The 20,118-nt window shown below is 24.6% G+C and carries 27 protein-coding genes; 25 read left to right on the top strand and 2 right to left on the bottom strand.

Annotation, left to right across the window (positions count from 1 at the left end; all coding sequences use genetic code 4):
- The first annotated feature begins 3 nt into the window (after positions 1–3).
- The 14 genes from ACICQF_RS06175 to ACICQF_RS06110 all read left to right on the top strand — a co-directional run bounded on the left by ACICQF_RS06175 (position 4) and on the right by ACICQF_RS06110 (position 10,862).
- The gene (locus tag ACICQF_RS06175) at positions 4–1,029 is read left to right on the top strand and encodes a DHH family phosphoesterase (RefSeq protein WP_395473177.1); all 1,026 of its coding nucleotides are present in this window, start codon (positions 4–6) and stop codon (positions 1,027–1,029) included.
- Positions 1,030–1,053: 24 nt separating this feature from the next.
- Entirely contained in the window at positions 1,054–1,644 is a 591-nt protein-coding gene (locus tag ACICQF_RS06170; RefSeq protein ID WP_281749194.1) for a thymidine kinase, read from the top strand.
- A gap of 15 nt (positions 1,645–1,659) precedes the next feature.
- Positions 1,660–2,757, top strand: coding sequence for a peptide chain release factor 1 (gene prfA / locus ACICQF_RS06165; RefSeq protein ID WP_395473176.1), 1,098 nt, complete (start codon positions 1,660–1,662; stop codon positions 2,755–2,757).
- A gap of 17 nt (positions 2,758–2,774) precedes the next feature.
- On the top strand, positions 2,775–3,176 hold the full coding sequence (locus tag ACICQF_RS06160; RefSeq protein WP_395473175.1) for a hypothetical protein: 402 nt from the start codon (positions 2,775–2,777) through the stop codon (positions 3,174–3,176).
- 26 nt (positions 3,177–3,202) lie between these two features.
- On the top strand, positions 3,203–3,400 hold the full coding sequence (locus ACICQF_RS06155) for a hypothetical protein (RefSeq protein WP_395473174.1): 198 nt from the start codon (positions 3,203–3,205) through the stop codon (positions 3,398–3,400).
- 3 nt (positions 3,401–3,403) lie between these two features.
- Positions 3,404–4,042, top strand: coding sequence for a peptide chain release factor N(5)-glutamine methyltransferase (gene prmC, locus ACICQF_RS06150; RefSeq protein WP_395473719.1), 639 nt, complete (start codon positions 3,404–3,406; stop codon positions 4,040–4,042).
- Between the two features lie 690 nt (positions 4,043–4,732).
- Complete coding sequence (locus tag ACICQF_RS06145; protein ID WP_395473173.1) at positions 4,733–5,299, top strand: hypothetical protein; 567 nt, start codon at positions 4,733–4,735, stop codon at positions 5,297–5,299.
- Between the two features lie 76 nt (positions 5,300–5,375).
- Positions 5,376–6,326, top strand: coding sequence for an IS30 family transposase (locus ACICQF_RS06140; RefSeq protein WP_395473172.1), 951 nt, complete (start codon positions 5,376–5,378; stop codon positions 6,324–6,326).
- A 50-nt stretch (positions 6,327–6,376) separates the two neighbouring features.
- Positions 6,377–6,793 carry a DHH family phosphoesterase gene (locus tag ACICQF_RS06135; RefSeq protein WP_395473171.1) on the top strand — a complete coding sequence of 139 codons (417 nt, stop codon included), beginning with the start codon at positions 6,377–6,379 and terminating at the stop codon, positions 6,791–6,793.
- A 24-nt stretch (positions 6,794–6,817) separates the two neighbouring features.
- Positions 6,818–7,408 carry a thymidine kinase gene (locus ACICQF_RS06130; RefSeq protein ID WP_395473170.1) on the top strand — a complete coding sequence of 197 codons (591 nt, stop codon included), beginning with the start codon at positions 6,818–6,820 and terminating at the stop codon, positions 7,406–7,408.
- 15 nt (positions 7,409–7,423) lie between these two features.
- Entirely contained in the window at positions 7,424–8,521 is a 1,098-nt protein-coding gene (gene prfA / locus ACICQF_RS06125; RefSeq protein WP_395473169.1) for a peptide chain release factor 1, read from the top strand.
- A 17-nt stretch (positions 8,522–8,538) separates the two neighbouring features.
- Positions 8,539–8,940 carry a hypothetical protein gene (locus tag ACICQF_RS06120; protein WP_395473167.1) on the top strand — a complete coding sequence of 134 codons (402 nt, stop codon included), beginning with the start codon at positions 8,539–8,541 and terminating at the stop codon, positions 8,938–8,940.
- A 26-nt stretch (positions 8,941–8,966) separates the two neighbouring features.
- The gene (prmC, locus tag ACICQF_RS06115; protein WP_395473166.1) at positions 8,967–9,806 is read left to right on the top strand and encodes a peptide chain release factor N(5)-glutamine methyltransferase; all 840 of its coding nucleotides are present in this window, start codon (positions 8,967–8,969) and stop codon (positions 9,804–9,806) included.
- 105 nt (positions 9,807–9,911) lie between these two features.
- Positions 9,912–10,862: an IS30 family transposase gene (locus ACICQF_RS06110; RefSeq protein WP_395473164.1), complete on the top strand. Its 951-nt coding sequence runs from the start codon at positions 9,912–9,914 to the stop codon at positions 10,860–10,862.
- Here ACICQF_RS06110 and ACICQF_RS06105 read toward each other — a convergent pair.
- Positions 10,859–11,089, bottom strand: coding sequence for a hypothetical protein (locus ACICQF_RS06105; RefSeq protein ID WP_395473163.1), 231 nt, complete (start codon positions 11,087–11,089; stop codon positions 10,859–10,861). The two genes, ACICQF_RS06110 and ACICQF_RS06105, sit on opposite strands and share 4 nt — an antisense overlap.
- Before the next feature lie 240 nt (positions 11,090–11,329).
- On the opposite strand from ACICQF_RS06105, the gene ACICQF_RS06100 reads away from it, so the two are divergent.
- The 4 genes from ACICQF_RS06100 to ACICQF_RS06085 all read left to right on the top strand — a co-directional run bounded on the left by ACICQF_RS06100 (position 11,330) and on the right by ACICQF_RS06085 (position 14,289).
- Positions 11,330–11,875, top strand: a complete 546-nt coding sequence (locus tag ACICQF_RS06100; protein ID WP_338958325.1) for an L-threonylcarbamoyladenylate synthase — start codon at positions 11,330–11,332, stop codon at positions 11,873–11,875.
- 36 nt (positions 11,876–11,911) lie between these two features.
- The gene (locus ACICQF_RS06095) at positions 11,912–12,520 is read left to right on the top strand and encodes a hypothetical protein (RefSeq protein ID WP_395473161.1); all 609 of its coding nucleotides are present in this window, start codon (positions 11,912–11,914) and stop codon (positions 12,518–12,520) included.
- Between the two features lie 391 nt (positions 12,521–12,911).
- Positions 12,912–13,610, top strand: a complete 699-nt coding sequence (locus ACICQF_RS06090; protein ID WP_395473159.1) for a hypothetical protein — start codon at positions 12,912–12,914, stop codon at positions 13,608–13,610.
- Between the two features lie 406 nt (positions 13,611–14,016).
- Positions 14,017–14,289 (top strand): hypothetical protein, encoded by a 273-nt coding sequence (locus ACICQF_RS06085; protein ID WP_342266426.1) that lies wholly within the window; start codon positions 14,017–14,019, stop codon positions 14,287–14,289.
- Between the two features lie 70 nt (positions 14,290–14,359).
- Here ACICQF_RS06085 and ACICQF_RS06080 read toward each other — a convergent pair whose 3' ends face one another.
- Entirely contained in the window at positions 14,360–14,767 is a 408-nt protein-coding gene (locus ACICQF_RS06080; protein WP_338958313.1) for a hypothetical protein, read from the bottom strand.
- A gap of 449 nt (positions 14,768–15,216) precedes the next feature.
- Here ACICQF_RS06080 and upp point away from each other — a divergent pair, with 449 nt between their 5' ends.
- Genes upp through atpA form a run of 7 tightly spaced genes read left to right on the top strand, consistent with a single transcriptional unit; the run spans position 15,217 to position 20,109 of the window.
- Positions 15,217–15,861 carry a uracil phosphoribosyltransferase gene (upp, locus tag ACICQF_RS06075; protein WP_308699596.1) on the top strand — a complete coding sequence of 215 codons (645 nt, stop codon included), beginning with the start codon at positions 15,217–15,219 and terminating at the stop codon, positions 15,859–15,861.
- Positions 15,862–15,914: 53 nt separating this feature from the next.
- Complete coding sequence (locus tag ACICQF_RS06070; protein ID WP_174480965.1) at positions 15,915–16,271, top strand: hypothetical protein; 357 nt, start codon at positions 15,915–15,917, stop codon at positions 16,269–16,271.
- Positions 16,272–17,078 carry a F0F1 ATP synthase subunit A gene (locus tag ACICQF_RS06065; protein ID WP_395473158.1) on the top strand — a complete coding sequence of 269 codons (807 nt, stop codon included), beginning with the start codon at positions 16,272–16,274 and terminating at the stop codon, positions 17,076–17,078.
- A 47-nt stretch (positions 17,079–17,125) separates the two neighbouring features.
- Positions 17,126–17,398 carry an ATP synthase F0 subunit C gene (gene atpE / locus ACICQF_RS06060; RefSeq protein WP_395473157.1) on the top strand — a complete coding sequence of 91 codons (273 nt, stop codon included), beginning with the start codon at positions 17,126–17,128 and terminating at the stop codon, positions 17,396–17,398.
- Between the two features lie 33 nt (positions 17,399–17,431).
- A complete protein-coding gene (gene atpF, locus ACICQF_RS06055) occupies positions 17,432–17,959 on the top strand; it encodes a F0F1 ATP synthase subunit B (protein ID WP_395473156.1) in 528 nt (175 codons plus the stop codon).
- Between the two features lie 12 nt (positions 17,960–17,971).
- Entirely contained in the window at positions 17,972–18,514 is a 543-nt protein-coding gene (locus ACICQF_RS06050; RefSeq protein WP_395473154.1) for a F0F1 ATP synthase subunit delta, read from the top strand.
- Positions 18,515–18,525: 11 nt separating this feature from the next.
- The gene (gene atpA / locus ACICQF_RS06045; protein ID WP_395473153.1) at positions 18,526–20,109 is read left to right on the top strand and encodes a F0F1 ATP synthase subunit alpha; all 1,584 of its coding nucleotides are present in this window, start codon (positions 18,526–18,528) and stop codon (positions 20,107–20,109) included.
- Positions 20,110–20,118: the final 9 nt, after the last annotated feature.

Below are 20,118 nucleotides of genomic sequence, written 5' to 3'. Positions count from 1 at the left end.
AATATGAATAAGTTTAAAAAAGAAGCACAAGCAATTTATGAATTAATAAAAATCAGTAATCCAATTATTATTCATCGTCATATTAATCCTGATGGAGATGCTTTGGGTTCACAATGAGGATTAAAAAAAATTATTGAAGATAATTTTCAAAATAAAAAAGTACTTGTTCCAGGCGAAACAAATGAACATATGGCATCATTATTTCCACAACCAACTTTTGTTAAAAAAGAAGATTATGAAAATGCACTAGTAATAGTCACTGATACAGCTAATCGCGAACGAATTAGTGGTCAATTTTGAGAAGAAGGAAAAAAGATAATTAAAATTGATCATCATCCAATTGTTGATAAATATGGTGATATTGATTTAATTGAAGAAAAGGCTTCTGCTGCTTGCCAAGTAGTGGCAAAATGAGCACAAGTATTGAATTTAAAAGTTTCTGCTTTAGCAGCTAGAAATTTATTTCTTGGTTTAGTTACCGATTCTGGTAGATTTTTGTATCGCTCTGTTAATGAAGAAACTTTTCAGGTTGCTAGTTTTTTAGTTAAACAAAATTTTAATTTATTAGACTTATATCAAAGTTTATATATTCAAAGTTTAAAAATCGCAAGATTGAAAGGATATATATTATCAAATTTTAAAATTACTGATAATGGTGTTGCTTATATAATATTTAACGATAAAATAATTACTGACTTACAAACAAAAATTATTAGTCAAAATAAAATATTAAATATTAAAGGCGAAGTTGTTTTAACTAGAGAAGATTTAACTAGCCAAGTTAATGTAATGTCAAATATTGATGGTATTAAAATTTTATTAATTGCTGCTTATGATCAAATAAATAGTAAAATTAAAGTTAGTGTTCGTAGTGCAAGATGAATAATTAATGATGCTATTGCAAAGTTTGGTGGTGGTGGTCATCAGACAGCAGCTGGTGCATATTTACAAAATATTAATGAAGTTGAAAAATTGATTGATAGTTTAGATAAAATTGCTAGTAAATCACCAGAATTAACAAACAATTAAAATTAGAGATGGAGTTGGATATAAATGTATAGTCGTTATAATGAGGGATGAATTGAAGTAATTACTGGTTGTATGTTTGCTGGAAAAACCGAAGAGTTTATGCGACGTATAAATCGTTTACAGTATGCTAAACGCAAAGTGCTAGTTTTTAAACCCAAGGTTGATATTCGTTATGATGCTAAAAAAGTAGTAAGTCATAAAGGAGTATCTATCACAGCGATAGTAATTGATGATCCAATGCAAATATTAAAACATGTAGATAAAGAAATAGAAGCAGTTGCAATTGATGAAGTACAATTTTTTAAACCATCAATTATTGAAGTGATTAAAACATTAGCAAATCAAAATAAGCAAGTTATTGTTGCGGGTTTAGATCAAGATTTTCGTGGTGAACCATTTCCTGTTACTAAAGAATTATTAGCTTTAGCAGAATTTGTAACTAAATTAGATGCTGTTTGTGTAAAATGTGGTAAAGCCGCAACAAGAACACAACGTATTATTAATGGCCGGGAAGCTAGATATGATGATGAAATTATTTTAATTGGTGCGCAAGAACAATATGAAGCTCGATGTCGTAGTCATCATCGTGTCTTAACAAATAATCAGAATAGATAAATCAGGTGTGATATTATGAATGAAAAAACATTAGAACAGTTAATGCAACTTACTAAAAAATATAGTGAAATTGAAAAGCAATTAGAAAATCCCGAATTAATTCCTCGTGATAAATACACTGAATTAAGAAAAGAACATAGTAGATTAGAACCAATTATTGAACAATATTGAAAATATGAAAAAATTAACCAAGAAATTATTGAAGCAAAAAAGGCATTAGCAACCGAACAGGATCAAGAACTTTGTGAAATGCTTAAAACAGATATTAAAGCAAATGAAATTGAATTAGAAAAAGCAGAAAATGAATTAAAACTAACACTAATTCCTAAAGATATAAATGATGATAAAAATGTTATTATTGAAATTAGAGGAGCTGTTGGTGGCGATGAAGCAAATATTTTTGCTGGTGATTTATATCGTATGTATAGTAAGTATTGTGAAATTCAACGATGAAAAATTGAAACTATTGAAGCAAAAGAAGCAATAAATGGTGGATTTAGTTATATTGCTTTTATGATTAAAGGTAAACATGTATTTGCTAAATTAAAGTTTGAAGCTGGTGGACATCGTGTTCAGAGAGTTCCAAAAACCGAATCACAAGGACGAGTTCATACTTCAATTGCAACGGTTGCTGTATTGCCAGAAGTTAATGAAGTTGAAATTAAAATAAATAATTCTGATTTAAGAATTGATACTTATCGTTCTAGTGGTGCTGGTGGTCAACATGTTAATACTACCGATTCAGCAATTAGAATTACTCATATTCAAACAGGTGTTGTTGTAACTTCACAGGACGGACGAAGTCAACATGATAATAAAGATAAAGCAATGCGGGTATTAAGAGCTAAACTTTATGAAAAAAAAGTTGAAGAAGAACAAGGAAGAATTGGTAATTTAAGAAAAACAGCTGTTGGTAGCGGTGATTGTTCAGAAAAAATTAGAACATACAATTATCCACAAAATAGAGTAACCGATCATCGAATTGGATTATCTTTATTAAAGTTAGATCGTATTATGGAAGGTAATATTGATGAAATTATTATTGCTTTAATTAGTAGTGAACAAAAAGAAAAATTAGAAAATATTGATGAAAATATTACAGTATTAAAGTAAAAAAAGAAGAAATTATTATGGATTTTAAGATTTTAGACTCTAGAACAAAAATTTTGTTTTTAATATCAGTTATTTTTTTATATGCGGCATTAGGAACGTTTATTACATTAACTTTTAGTAGTGGTATTATTCACATTTTATTTTTAGTTTTAACATTATGATTTGCTAGTGAATCTAGTTTAATTTTTCATTATTTATTATGAAAAAATTTAGAATTTTTACGAAATATTAATGGTAATAATATTAATAATTTTGGTTTTATTATTAGTATTTGTAGTTACATTATTCTTTTTCCAATTATTTGTTTATTAACAATTAGTTTTTTATTTATTTTTAGTATTATTGTTTTAATTCTCGTTGTTAATAATTTAATAAAAAAAACTTCAAGAAATAATAATTCATCTGTTAATTTTCAATAAAATATTTATTTTTGGAGTATAAATTAATGACTTATAGAGATTATCTTTTATTAGCAAAAAAAATTAATAAAAAAAATGAACAAATTAATAAGAAAATTTTATTAAAGTTTATTAATAAAGATTTATCTTGATTATATGCAAATCTTAGTCAAATAATAGCAATAGATTTTTTAGAATCATATTTACAACTAGTTAAAAAATTTGTTGCTGGCTATCCTTTATAATATATTATTGGTTATCAATGATTTCTTGATCATAAGTTTGTTGTTGATAATAGAGTATTAATTCCTCGTAATGAAACCGAAGAACTAGTTAAAAATGTTTTTGTCTATGCGCAAAACATTTTTAATAATGATAATTTAAAAGTATTAGATTTAGGGACAGGCAGTGGTGCTATTGCTATTAGTTTAGCGTTAAAGAAACCTAATTGAAATATAGTAGCAAGTGATATTAGCAAAGATGCATTAACTATTGCTAAGATTAATAATGATAATTTTAACCAAAAAAATATTAATTTTGTTGAAAGCGATATATTTACAAATCTTAAAAATCATAAATTTAATATTATTGTTTCAAATCCAACATATATTGATGAGACAGCAAATACTTTTTCAAAACATAATTTACAATATGAACCAAAATTAGCTTTATTTGCTGATCATAAAGGATTATATTTTTATGAAGTAATTTTTCAACAATGTCATGCAGTTTTAGAAAAATCTTTTTTATTAGCATTTGAATTTGGTTTTGATCAAAAAGAAGCACTAACTATTCTTATTAAAAAGTATTTACCACAATATAATTACAAATTTATTAAAGATATTAATAATAAATGAAGAATGCTATTTATTTGGCAAGCATTATAACATATAAAAATAATTTAAGAACAATAATTTTGTCACTCAAAAGGTGACTATTTTATTTTTTGAAAAGGAAAATCTCATTTAATCTTTCAATTAGGATAACGGGGGCAGTTTTAATGTGGCGTATCATTGAAATATTAAAATATTTTCAGTATTCTTGTTCGGTTAATATAGCATTTCTAATGGAAAAATTTAATGTTACATTTCGAACTTTACAAAGAAATATTACTTTTATTAATACAATGTTAATAAAAATTAGTAATTGTAATATTTCCAGAAAGCAAGATTACTTTGTAATTAATGGTGACAATGAAATAATAGCAATAAATACTTTGCTTACACAGTTTATCAACATATCCCATGAATATCATTTTGTTATAATGAGTAATTTGTTCTTAATATGTGTATGACAAAAAAAATATTTAAGTAGTGAGTGACTTATCAATATAAGTAACACAAATAAGTTTTTTTTTAAAAAAAGACATTATTTACTTGAATAACTTTTTCTTTGAACAAAATTTAAGATTAAAATTAAAATTTGAACATAATAAAGGGTTTCAATTAGATGGTTATGAATGACATTTAAGATTTATAACCGCTATTATTATTATAAAACTTATTAGTAAAGATAAAAAAATTCTCTTAACTAATGATAAAGTCCTAACCTATATATACAAAAAAATAGAAATTATAATGATCAATATCGGTTATAAAAAATATTATGATGATCAACTAATATGATTTTTAACAATTCATGTAAGAAAAATTAAACTTAATTTTTTTCTTGAAAAAGATGAACAAATTGAATTTAATTTAAACTTAAGTATAAAAAAAGAAGTCGAACATTTTAGATTAATAATTGCTAAAGAGTTTGCTATCGATTTTGATAAGTTTGAAACCAATTATTTTAATTTCATTTGTTTACTTAATATTAAAGTTGACAGTCAATTATTTCCAAATATAACTTCAGAAATTAGTAACATTACTCAAAAAATATTTTCTTTTATTACTTATGAATATCAGGTGTCTTTATATTCAAATACTTTTAAAAGTAATTTGAATAGTTTTCTTAGTGATAATTGATTTAAATTACAATTTAATTATTATAGTGATATTAGTTTTGCCTTGGATGATACTTTTAAAATAGAAAGTGACTACCAATGAGGGCAACAACTCCTTTTTATTATAAATTCGCAATTAAAAAATAATTATTTTCCCAATTTTAATCTTTTGCTGAATTATACTTGTAAGTGCAAGTAAATAAAATTGCAAAAAATTCTCATATAAAAATTTCATAATGCTAAATTTAGTTTAGAAAAAAGTAAGGAGTTTTTATATGAGTTATAAACATCTTGGCATAGATGAAAGGATTTATATTGAGAATCAATTTAAATTTAAATTTAAAATTAGTGAAATAGCTAAAAATCTTAATCGAAGTATTAGTACTATTATTCGAGAAATTAATAGAAATAAAGATAATAATCATTATTTTTCATTAATTGCACAAAATAAAGCTGAAAATCGAAAACAATCACATATTAGTTTTCATAAGTTTAAAAATAAGAATTTAGTAAAATATGTACAACAAAAATTACTATTAGGTTGATCACCTGAACAAATTTATGGCAGAATTAAAAATTTTCATAAAGAGTGAGTTATTAGTTTTAAAACAATTTATAGTTGAATTTATTTTGGAATGCTTGATAAAGTTACTAGTAAAAATTTAAGAAGAAAAGGTAAAAAACGAAAATCTAAAGAAAATCGTGGCAAGTTTAATGGTAAATCAATTAAAGAACGAGATATAAATGTTAATGATCGTATAAAACTTGGTCATTGAGAAGGATATACTATAGTATCATCACGAGGTAAAAGCAAATCATGTTTAATAACTTTAGTTGAAAGAGTATCACGATTTACTTTAGCAATATTAGTTAAAAACAGAACTACTAAAGTTATTAATAAAAATGTCAGTTATTATTTATCAATTCTTCCTAAAAACATTGTTAAAACTATTACTTTTGATCGTGGCAAAGAATTTTCAAATTGACAACAACTTGAAAAAAATTTAGATGTAAAAATTTATTTTGCCAATCCATATTCACCTTGACAAAGAGGTACTAATGAAAATACTAATGGTTTAATTAGAGAAAAATTTCCTAAAAAATTTATTTTTTCAAAAACTAATAAAAATGAAGTTCATAAATTTATATTGTCTTTAAATCAAAGACCGAGAAAAATATTAAATTATCTTTCACCAATCGAATATTTGGATAGAAAAATAATTTAGTTGCACTTACCTTTACAATTTAGCATATTCAAAGTTTAAAAATCGCAAGATTGAAAGGATATATATTATCAAATTTTAAAATTACTGATAATGGTGTTGCTTATATAATATTTAACGATAAAATAATTACTGACTTACAAACAAAAATTATTAGTCAAAATAAAATATTAAATATTAAAGGCGAAGTTGTTTTAACTAGAGAAGATTTAACTAGCCAAGTTAATGTAATGTCAAATATTGATGGTATTAAAATTTTATTAATTGCTGCTTATGATCAAATAAATAGTAAAATTAAAGTTAGTGTTCGTAGTGCAAGATGAATAATTAATGATGCTATTGCAAAGTTTGGTGGTGGTGGTCATCAGACAGCAGCTGGTGCATATTTACAAAATATTAATGAAGTTGAAAAATTGATTGATAGTTTAGATAAAATTGCTAGTAAATCACCAGAATTAACAAACAATTAAAATTAGAGATGGAGTTGGATATAAATGTATAGTCGTTATAATGAGGGATGAATTGAAGTAATTACTGGTTGTATGTTTGCTGGAAAAACCGAAGAGTTTATGCGACGTATAAATCGTTTACAGTATGCTAAACGCAAAGTGCTAGTTTTTAAACCCAAGGTTGATATTCGTTATGATGCTAAAAAAGTAGTAAGTCATAAAGGAGTATCTATCACAGCGATAGTAATTGATGATCCAATGCAAATATTAAAACATGTAGATAAAGAAATAGAAGCAGTTGCAATTGATGAAGTACAATTTTTTAAACCATCAATTATTGAAGTGATTAAAACATTAGCAAATCAAAATAAGCAAGTTATTGTTGCGGGTTTAGATCAAGATTTTCGTGGTGAACCATTTCCTGTTACTAAAGAATTATTAGCTTTAGCAGAATTTGTAACTAAATTAGATGCTGTTTGTGTAAAATGTGGTAAAGCCGCAACAAGAACACAACGTATTATTAATGGCCAGGAAGCTAGATATGATGATGAAATTATTTTAATTGGTGCGCAAGAAAAATATGAAGCTCGATGTCGTAGTCATCATCGTGTCTTAACAAATAATCAGAATAGATAAATCAGGTGTGATATTATGAATGAAAAAACATTAGAACAGTTAATGCAACTTACTAAAAAATATAGTGAAATTGAAAAGCAATTAGAAAATCCCGAATTAATTCCTCGTGATAAATACACTGAATTAACAAAAGAACATAGTAGATTAGAACCAATTATTGAACAATATTGAAAATATGAAAAAATTAACAAAGAAATTATTGAAGCAAAAAAGGCATTAGCAACCGAACAGGATCAAGAACTTTGTGAAATGCTTAAAACAGATATTAAAGCAAATGAAATTGAATTAGAAAAAGCAGAAAATGAATTAAAACTAACACTAATTCCTAAAGATATAAATGATGATAAAAATGTTATTATTGAAATTAGAGGAGCTGTTGGTGGCGGTGAAGCAAATATTTTTGCTGGTGATTTATATCGTATGTATAGTAAGTATTGTGAAATTCAACGATGAACAATTGAAACTATTGAAGCAAAAGAAGCAATAAATGGTGGATTTAGTTATATTGCTTTTATGATTAAAGGTAAACATGTATTTGCTAAATTAAAGTTTGAAGCTGGTGGACATCGTGTTCAGAGAGTTCCAAAAACCGAATCACAAGGACGAGTTCATACTTCAATTGCAACGGTTGCTGTATTGCCAGAAGTTAATGAAGTTGAAATTAAAATAAATAATTATGATTTAAGAATTGATACTTATCGTTCTAGTGGTGCTGGTGGTCAACATGTTAATACTACCGATTCAGCAATTAGAATTACTCATATTCCAACAGGTGTTGTTGTAACTTCACAGGACGGACGAAGTCAACATGATAATAAAGATAAAGCAATGCGGGTATTAAGAGCTAAACTTTATGAAAAAAAAGTTGAAGAAGAACAGGGAAGAATTGGTAATTTAAGAAAAACAGCTGTTGGTAGCGGTGATCGTTCAGAAAAAATTAGAACATACAATTATCCACAAAATAGAGTAACCGATCATCGAATTGGATTATCTTTATTAAAGTTAGATCGTATTATGGAAGGTAATATTGATGAAATTATTATTGCTTTAATTAGTAGTGAACAAAAAGAAAAATTAGAAAATATTTATGAAAATATTACATTATTAAAGTAAAAAAGGAAGAAATTATTATGGATTTTAAGATTTTAGACTCTAGAACAAAAATTTTGTTTTTAATATCAGTTATTTTTTTATATGTGGCATTAGGAACGTTTATTACATTAACTTTTAGTAGTGGTATTATTCACATTTTATTTTTAGTTTTAACATTATGATTTGCTAGTGCATCTAGTTTAATTTTTCATTATTTATTATGAAAAAATTTAGAATTTTTACGAAATATTAATGGTAATAATATTAATAATTTTGGTTTTATTATTAGTATTTGTAGTTACATTATTCTTTTTCCAATTATTTGTTTATTAACAATTAGTTTTTTATTTATTTTTAGTATTATTGTTTTAATTCTCGTTGTTAATAATTTAATAAAAAAAACTTCAAGAAATAATAATTCATCTGTTAATTTTCAATAAAATATTTATTTTTGGAGTATAAATTAATGACTTATAGAGATTATCTTTTATTAGCAAAAAAAATTAATAAAAAAAATGAACAAATTAATAAGATAATTTTATTAAAGTTTATTAATAAAGATTTATCTTGATTATATGCAAATCTTAGTCAAACAATAGCAATAGATTTTTTAGAATCATATTTACAACTAGTTAAAAAATTTGTTGCTGGCTATCCTTTACAATATATTATTGGTTATCAATGATTTCTTGATCATAAGTTTGTTGTTGATAATAGAGTATTAATTCCTCGTAATGAAACCGAAGAACTAGTTAAAAATGTTTTTGTCTATGCGCAAAACATTTTTAATAATGATAATTTAAAAGTATTAGATTTAGGGACAGGCAGTGGTGCTATTGCTATTAGTTTATCGTTAAAGAAACCTAATTGAAATATAGTAGCAAGTGATATTAGCAAAGATGCATTAACTATTGCTAAGATTAATAATGATAATTTTAACCTAAAAAATATTAATTTTTTTGAAAGCGATATATTTACAAATCTTAAAAATCATAAATTTAATATTATTGTTTCAAATCCACCATATATTGATGAGACAGCAAATACTTTTTCAAAACATAATTTACAATATGAACCAAAATTAGCTTTATTTGCTGATCATAAAGGATTATATTTTTATGAAGTAATTTTTCAACAATGTCATGCAGTTTTAGAAAAATCTTTTTTATTAGCATTTGAATTTGGTTTTGATCAAAAAGAAGCACTAACTATTCTTATTAAAAAGTATTTACCACAATATAATTACAAATTTATTAAAGATATTAATAATAAATGAAGAATGCTATTTATTTGGCAAGCATTATAACGCTGAATTATACTTGTAAGTGCAAGTAAATAAAATTGCAAAAAATTCTCATATAAAAATTTCATAATGCTAAATTTAGTTTAGAAAAAAGTAAGGAGTTTTTATATGAGTTATAAACATCTTGGCATAGATGAAAGGATTTATATTGAGAATCAATTGAAATTTAAATTTAAAATTAGTGAAATAGCTAAAAATCTTAATCGAAGTATTAGTACTATTATTCGAGAAATTAATAGAAATAAAGATAATAATCATTATTTTTCATTAATTGCACAAAATAAAGCTGAAAATCGAAAACAATCACATATTAGTTTTCATAAGTTTAAAAATAAGAATTTAGTAAAATATGTACAACAAAAATTACTATTAGGTTGATCACCTGAACAAATTTATGGCAGAATTAAAAATTTTCATAAAGAGTGAGTTATTAGTTTTAAAACAATTTATACTTGAATTTATTTTGGAATGCTTGATAAAGTTACTAGTAAAAATTTAAGAAGAAAATGTAAAAAACGAAAATCTCAAGAGAATCGTGGCAAGTTTAATGGTAAATCAATTAAAGAACGAGATATAAATGTTAATGATCGTATAACACTTGGTCATTGAGAAGGAGATACTATAGTATCATCACGAGGTAAAAGCAAATCATGTTTAATAACTTTAGTTGAAAGAGTATCACGATTTACTTTAGCAATATTAGTTAAAAACAGAACTACTAAAGTTATTAATAAAAATGTCAGTTATTATTTATCAATTCTTCCTAAAAACATTGTTAAAACTATTACTTTTGATCGTGGCAAAGAATTTTCAAATTGACAACAACTTGAAAAAAATTTAGATGTAAAAATTTATTTTGCCAATCCATATTCACCTTGACAAAGAGGTACTAATGAAAATACTAATGGTTTAATTAGAGAAAAATTTCCTAAAAAATTTATTTTTTCAAAAACTAATAAAAATGAAGTTCATAAATTTATATTGTCTTTAAATCAAAGACCGAGAAAAATATTAAATTATCTTTCACCAATCGAATATTTGGATAGAAAAATAATTTAGTTGCACTTACCTTTACAATTTAGCATAGTGCTATCTAATTCTTTATTGAGAAAAATCATTTTTGTAAAATCATTATTATTAAATTTTTTATCAATTGTTTTTTCAATGATATTTTGAATACAAATTGTTTCTATTATAAATGGTTTATTATCATTATCTTCAATTTCTTTTCTTATTTTTTCAATTTCTTCATTAGTATGTTGTATTCCTATTTTTCTTTTGGGCATATTTTTTGATTCTCCTTCTATATTTAATTTAATAAAAATCTAATATAAATATTAATCTATATTAAATTAAGATGTTTATTAAACCATTAATGAATGATTTTCCAATCTTTAATTAGTAATTTTAAGGTTTATTTTAAATCACAAATATCATTTATAAGTTTTTTATTCATTATTTTGAAACAACTATTATATTTAAAATAATAGGTGTATAATTTAGTTAAAATTTATAGTGGTGTTTTCATGATAACTTTACAGCAAAATAAAATTAAAGAAATTAGTCAAATCATTGCTAATGGCGAAGTGGTTGCTTTACCAACAGATACAATTTATGGTCTTGTTTGTAAATTTAATGATGACAAAGCTATTAATAAAATTTATCAAATAAAAAAACGTGATTATACTAAAGAACTGCCAATTTTAGTTGCTAGTTGAGAACAAGCTAAAAGCATTGGTATAATTAGCGATCAATTACAGTCATTTTTAATAAATAATTTTAGTGCTGGTAAAGTTACTGTTATAGTTTTAAAACAACCTAGTTTAAACACATCATATTGAATAAATAAAAAGACAATAGCAATTAGAGTTAGTGCTTCACATTTTATTCAAAAATTAATTAAATTAACAGGGCCTTTAGTAGCTACAAGTTGTAATTTAAGTAATGAACAACCAATTAACGATTATCATAATATAAACTTGCCTAACTTAAGGTATAGAGTAGCAGGTGAGATTTTAACAAATAAACCATCAACTATTTTTAATAGTTTTAATGATAAAATTATTAGATAATAATTAGATAACAGTATTAAAAAAGGAGATAATACTATGAATTGATGAATAATTTTAATTATTATTGCATGCACAACAATATTGATTTTATTAATTGCACTAATTTTATTAATTAAAAAAAATAAACAAAAGAAAATATTAAAAATTACTAAAGATATAAATACTTTATATAAATACTTAAAATTAAAAAAAATAAATACTAAAGAATTACCAGTTTCAATAGAAAAAATTAAAGAAGATATTTATTATAGTGACAAAGTCATTTTGGGAAAGTATGAAGATTTTAATAAGATTTTTGGCCAAAATATTATTTTAAAAACTGAATATAGTGATGCCAAAAAATTATTTTTACGTTATAAAATTAAAGACATTAATCTTATCAAATCATCAGATTTTACACCTTTAAATCAAATAGACTTGTTAATTTCACGAAATAATCTTTATTTTATTGATTCTTTTGAACTACAAATAATACCATTAGTTAATGTTAAAAGTATTACATTTTTTTGAGAAAAAAATAATTATATAAAAAATAAACAAAAATATATTGGTATTGAAATTAATTTTCAAAATAAACGTTTATTTTTTCTTTTTAATAAATATGAAGAAGCAATTAGTTTTGCTGTTCATATTATTAGTTTATAACGATTATTATTTAATAATTAAAAATTTTGCTTTTTTTGTGAAAATGATATAATTATACAAAATATATTATTAAGAGCAAAATTATGGCAAAAAAACACTTTAAATTTAATACTTGAAAGTTTATTAATTTACTGGCTTTTTTTTAATTACTTTAGGAATTATATTTTCTTTTTCTTCTTTTAAAGTTAGCCTATTGTTATATTTTGGTTTAATATCAGTATTAATAGGTTCTATTAATATTTTAATTTACTATATTTTTATTGGAACAAATAGTTATAAAAAATATTCAAGAAAACAAAATAATAATAAGTTAATAATCAAAAATAATTAAGAAATATAAAGTTAAAACTAAGAAGATTAGTTTTTTCGAGAGAATAATAGGTGAAAAACTATGAGAAAAATATTAAAAGTATTTAAAACGATGTTTTTAACGAGCATTATTTCTTTACCACTTATTGCATGTGATAAGGTAAATTATGCAAATCAAAAATATGTTGATATTAGTAATATTAATATGGAAGTTACTAATGCTCCTGTTGAATTAAATAAAGATATTTATAATACAGCTTTAATTAAATTTAAAACTAAAGTACAAACTGAAATTAATAAATTAGTTCCAGAAGGAAAAAAACCAGAAAATGGAACCGATTATAAAATAACAATTGTTAATCATAATGATATGTATGCTAAAATTGATAAATTTGAATCACTTGCTGTTAATGTATCTGCTTCAAATAATAGTAATTTTTTAAAAGGTAGTTTTAATGCTTGTGTAAAATTAGTATCAAAAGCTAAAGACATTAGTAATGTTAATATTGATAAGCAAGAAGAAAAAATTAAAATTAATACCACTACTTTTGGTGAAGCAATTGCTTTACGTTGTTTATCATTAATTGAAAGTAAAATTAATGCTATTGTTGCAACAGCAAAACAAGATAGTGACTATATTGTTAATGTAGAAGGTCATACTTTATTAGAATCTATTAAAACATTTGATGATGTTCATATTAATGTTAATGCTATTGAAGATGATTATCATTTTTTATTACATGGTAGTTTTAGTTTTGTCTTAGCTTTTGTTAAAGATTAATTTATATTATTTTGGGTAATAAAAAAGAAAACTTGATTTTCATTATTATCATAAAAATAAAGCAGTATAGTATGGGGTAAGCATGTCAGAAGTATAAAAATTATTAACAATGAATTATGAAAATGTTTGTAATTTTTTAAAAAATAAATATGGATGTATTTGAAAAAATTATTTTTCAGATGCAACAATGTCTAAGAAATCACAAGGAATAACAAGGGGAAAAGAAGGTTTATATATTCATCATATTGATGAAGATAAAGCAATTTTGTTATCTACTTCCAAATGAGCTTAAAAGTCACAATTTGCATATCAATATGCTGATCGATTAGTTTATTGTAATTTACTAGAACATTTGGTTTTGCATATTAAAATTTTTGAATATCCTCATCCAAATAAACATAATTTTATGGAAGTTGGTGTTGGTGGAATTTATGCTTTTATTGTTCCTGAATTAAATGATATTTATAGTGGTATTCAATATAAACAACCATGAAAACAGAAAGTTACTGAAGTTGTTTTACCATTAAAAGGAGATTATTTTAAATGTATTAAAAAATTAGTAGAACTTGGGTTTTCTTATCCTTTGCTTACTTCTTTTAATCATCAATTTGGTACATGAAATAATAGAAATAATAATAGGTTATATGAAGAAATGAAAAAAATGGGTGTTAAACAATAACTTTTTTTTATTGTTATTTAATCATAAATAAAAAATGTTAGTAAATTACCAACATTTATTTTTATTAAGTTTATGAAAAAGTTAATTGACAATGATTTTGATTAATTATTGGTAATTGTTCACCATTAATACTTGTTATATCGTTATTTCTTAATAATGGAGTTCTTTCAGATATTTGTTGTTCGTTATTACTTTCAACATTAATATCAGAAATATTTGTTGGAAAACATTTATCATAAATATTTGAAATGGAAGTGCTAATTCCATATCCTAGTTTAGAACCTAAAAATGCTCCAATAAAAGTTGAACCTGTTATACTAACCATTATTCCAAAGAGTGCCATTCCTGCTTCTGGATCATATAAAGCTTCCTTATTTTTTGAAATTAAATCATAATAAAAATAACTTATGCCACTTAGCGCTGCACTACCACCTAATATTCCACCTGTATATGTAAAGTATTTTTGAATTTTTTTCATTTTTTCTCCTTTCAAAATAAAAAAACTATTTATTTTAAAATTAAAATAATAGTTTAAAAACTTGTATGAAGTTTTATCTTTTAATTTTAACATAAGATTTTTTTTGATAAAAATAAGACAAAAATTACTATTAATAGTTTATTGTAAATATATAATTTTCTATATCAATAAAAGAAATTTATTGAATTTATATTTTAGATTATAATTTTTTAAAATAAAAACAAAGTTATTAAAATAAAATTTATAAATTATATTTTTATTTAGTTAATTTTGAACTATAAGAATGTTATTAACAATTAAAAAAATAATTTTTGAATAAATCTTTTATCTTTTTTCGTTATTTTTATTGTTATTTTATTGATTTATAAATTAAAAGGCGTAAAATTTCATATTAGTATATATTTTAAATTATTGAAAATATACGCATTAAAGATAAAGGAGTGTTTTTAGTGGAAAGTAGTAAAAATCTGTTTATTGTTAATCATCCTTTAATACAAGATAAATTAACAAGAATTAGAAATCACTTAACCCAAAAAAAAGATTTCAAAGAGAATTTAAGCGAAATTGCAACGTTAATGGCTTATGAAGTATTTAAAGATATTCCTCTTGATGAAATTGAAGTTGAAACACCCATTACTAAAGTTATTGGTAAAACATTAACCAAGACAATCATTCTTTCTCCGATTTTAAGAGCAGGATTAGGGATGACAAATGGATTTGAGTATGTAGTACCTAATGCAATTATTAGTCATGTTGGTCTTTATCGTGATGAAGAAACTTTAAAACCACAAAAATATTTTTTTAAATATCCCAAAAATATTAAAAATATAAGTGATGCATTAGTATTTATCTTAGATCCAATGCTTGCTACTGGTGGTACTGCTGACGCTGCTATTAAAGAATTAAAAAAAGTAGGTTTTAAAAATATTACTTTAGTTTCCATTGTAGGAGCACCAGTAGCTATTAAGAAAATTAATCATAATCATCCTGATGTTAAGATTTTTTTAGCAGCGTTGGATAAAGAATTAAATGATGATGGTTATATTGTACCTGGATTGGGTGATGCTGGTGATCGAATTTTTGGAACTAAATAAATATTTTAATGAAAAAAATTAGAAATAACCTTTTTCTTTCAATACTTTTTACAATGTTATGCTATTGATTATTAATTAATGTAGGATTAATTATAACTGTTATAATTAATACAAACCATTGGTTATTAATTGCTGGATTTAATATTGGTTTTATAGGAAGTATGATTGGGTTATGCTTTTTATATTTATCGTCAAAATGATTAACCAGCGGAATACATTTAAAACAAACCTTAGCATATTTTGGATTCTTATTAAGAATGTTAATTTATGGTTCAATTATAGTTTTGAATATTTTCTTTAACTTTGCTAATATTTTTACTATAATTGCCGGAATGTCAATATTAATGGTTGCTACTATTACTGCAACATTATGTGTATATCAAAAAAATAACTTAAAAGAAGGAATTTAAATGGAAACTTTAGCTGGATTGGAAAGTTGGAATTATTTACAAATTATGCCACAATTGGTAACAATTTTGATAACAACAGTCTTTATCAGTGTTATTAGTTATATTTATTACTATAAAGTAAAACGAATGAAGCCTGATGAAGATCCAAGAGGTATTGTTTTAGTTGTTGAATTAATAATTAAATCAGTTGAAAAAATTGTTGTTGATGTTCTTGGTGTAAAGTATAAAAACCTGACAGTTTATTTGTTATATGTAATGGGTTATATTTTAATTGGTAATTGATTATCGATTATTGGTCTTGAACCACAGTCATCAATGTATACTGTTACTTTATCAATGGCATTAGTTACTTTTATTGGAATATATTATATTGCTATTAAATTTCAGAAACTTTTATTTTTTAAAAAATTTATTATTAACCCTCTAGAATTAATTACTCAATTTGCACCTTTGATTTCTTTATCTTTTCGTTTATTTGGTAATATTTTAGGTGGAAGTATTATTTTGGCAATGCTTTATGGGGTAACTGCTAATATTTGAAGTAATATCCCAATTATTGGTCAGATGAATTTATTAATTGGTGTAATTGGACCATTATTACATATTTATTTTGATTTATTTGCTGGAAGTATTCAAGCCTTAATTTTTGGCACCTTAACTCTTGTTTATTGGAAGTTACAAATGGAGGAAGGAAGTTCTCATAAGGGAGAACTTACTATTAAATTACCAAAAAAACTTCGTAAACAACAAGCAATAAATCATGAAGAAGAAATTTATACCGAACGTTCAATTATGGAAAAAAAATAAAACACAAAAAGGAGAATTTATTTATTATGGAATTATTAACAACAGTAATGACACATGTCTTTCATTTTTTTAATAATTTAGCAGCTGATCCTAATGGATTGATGAATTTAAAGTTTGTTGGAGCTGGAATTTCAACTATTTCTTGTGCAGGAAGTGGAATTGGTCAAGGTTTTGCTGCTGGTAAAGCTGTTGAAGCGGTTGCTCGTAATCCTGAAGTAGAATCTAAAATTAGAACACAATTTGTTATTGGTGCAGCTATTGCCGAATCAGGTGCTATTTATGGATTAGTTGTTTCTCTAATTTTAATATTTGTAGCATAAGGTATTAAAAAATATTAAAAAGTAGGTGATTTTATGAATTTTAATTTCAATGATTTAGTATCAGGTGATGATATTGTTAATCAATTATTTCCCAATCTTCCTGTTTTTATTGCTCATATTTTTGCAACATTAATTTTATTAATGGTACTTTGAAGATGAGTTTATGCTCCGTTTTGTAAGGCTTTACATTCGCGACATTTAGTAATTAAAGAAAAACTTGATGATGCTGCTTGCAAGCAATCATTAGCTAATCAAGATCGTGGTGAAGCTAGTCAAATATTAAAAGCTGCTAAAATTGAAGCTCAGGAAATTATTGCTAATGCACAAAATGATGGTTACAATAAGCGTAAACAAATTATTGATAAAGCGCAAGAAGAGAGTATGCGTATTACTAATCAATCAAATCGTGATTTAGTTCGTGCTCGTAAAGAGGTAGAAGCAAAGATTAACGAAGAAATCAAAGTAGTAGCATTAGAAGCAGCTAAAAAAATTATTGGTGCTGAAATGAATGCTAAAAAACATGAACAATTAATTACTGATTTTATTAAGAATTTGGAATAGTGGTGAAGTTAAATGATAGATGAAGGATTAGCTAATCAATGAAGTAATGGTCTTTTTCAATTAGCAAGAGAAATAAAAAAAATTACTCAATTTGCTGAAGAAAGTAATAAATTAATTGATATTTTTACTACTTATCCAGAATTTATTGATATTACTAGTAGTAGTAATATAACTATTGAAACACGTAAACAAATTATTAGTGAAACTTTTAAAAATCATATTGAACCATATATGTTAAATTTTTTCTTTTTGTTGATTGATGAACATCATTTCCAGTGTGTTCGTTTTATTTTAAAAGAATTTCGCAAATTATGTAATGAATATCAAGATGTAAACTATGGCATTATTTATTCAGTAATAGAACTTTCAAACCAACAAATAAATCAAATAAAATTGAAAATTGAGAAAGTCATTAAACATAAGATTAAAGTCGTTAACAAGATTGATAAATCATTAATTGGCGGTATTAAAGTTAAAGTACGGAATCAAGTTTTTGATGGTTCCATTAAAGGTCAAATTGATCAATTAAAACAAGAATTATTAAGTCATGAATAGAGGTAAAACAAATGTCCTTAAATGTTAATCAAATTTCAGAAATTGTAAAAAGCCAAATTAAAAATTATGGTAAAAAAATTAGTGCTAATGAGGAAGGCATTGTTGTTACTGTCGGTGATGGAATTGCGCTAATTCATGGTTTAGATAAGGCTGTTAATGGTGAATTAGTATTTTTTTCTAAAAGTAATATTTATGGTATGGTTTTGAGTTTAGAAGAAACTGCTGTTGGTGTTACTTTAATGGGGGATGACACAGGTATCAAAGAAGGAGATATTGTTAGTAGAACAGGTAATGTTGTTGAAACACCAGTTGGTAATATGCTTTTAGGAAGAGTTGTTAATGCACTAGGGCAAAAGATTGATGGTAAAGGTCCAATTAAAACTACGAAAACTAGACCGATTGAAAGAATAGCGCTGGGTGTGATGACTAGAAAATCTGTATCAGAACCTTTAGCAACAGGATTATTATCAATTGATGCAATGATTCCGATTGGCAAAGGTCAAAGAGAGTTAATAATTGGTGATCGTCAAACTGGAAAAACAACGATTGCTATTGATACTATTATTAATCAAAAGGGTAAAAATGTCTTTTGTGTTTATGTTGCTATTGGTCAAAAAGCTTCAACTGTTGCTCAAATTGTTGATAAATTAACACAACTAGGGGCAATGAAGTATACAACTATTGTTGCTGCTACTGCTAGTGAAGTTGCTCCTTTGCAATATATTGCTCCTTATACAGGAGTAACTATTGCCGAAGAATGAATGGAAGAAGGTAAAGATGTCTTAATTGTTTATGATGATTTGAGTAAACATGCAGTGGCCTATCGTGCTATTTCCTTATTATTAAGAAGACCACCAGGAAGAGAAGCTTATCCAGGAGATGTTTTTTATCTTCATTCACGTTTATTAGAGCGTGCAGCTAAATTAAATGAAAAACATGGTGGTGGGAGTATTACTGCCTTACCTATTATTGAAACACAAGCCGGTGATATTTCTGCATATATTCCTACTAATGTTATTTCAATTACTGATGGTCAAATTTTTTTAATGTCAGAATTATTTAATGCCGGAATTCGTCCAGCAGTTGATGTAGGTTTATCAGTTTCACGGGTAGGTTCATCAGCACAAATTAAAGCAATAAAAAAAGCAGGTGGAACATTAAAATTAGAATTAGCACAATTTCGTGAATTACAAGCTTTTTCACAATTTGGTTCTGATTTAGATGAAAATACTAGAGCTGTTATTGAACATGGTAAACGTGCCATTGAAATTTTAAAACAAAAACAAAATGAACCATTAAATCAAATTGATCAAGCAATTATTTTATTAGCAATTAAAAATAAGGCAATTAAATGATTACCAGTAGAAATGATGGATTCTTTTAAAAAGGAAGTAATAACTTATTTTCAAAAACAACAACGAAAAAGTTATTTAAAGTTACAGCAAGATCAAGCATTTAGTGAAGAGTTACAAGTGAGCATTAGTCAAGGCATTATGCAGGTTGTTTATAATTTGACTAATAAGCTAAATGACTATAATCCTAAAATATATGGTAGTCTTGAAGAATGGGAAACACTAATTAAAACATTCAAATAATGTATTAGG

The sequence above is a fragment of the Spiroplasma endosymbiont of Nomada rufipes genome (assembly GCF_964277355.1).
GTDB lineage: Bacteria > Bacillota_I > Bacilli_A > Mycoplasmatales > VBWQ01 > Spiroplasma_E.
The sequence above is the reverse complement of the archived record's forward strand: the minus strand, read 5'-3'. Positions and strand labels throughout refer to the sequence as shown.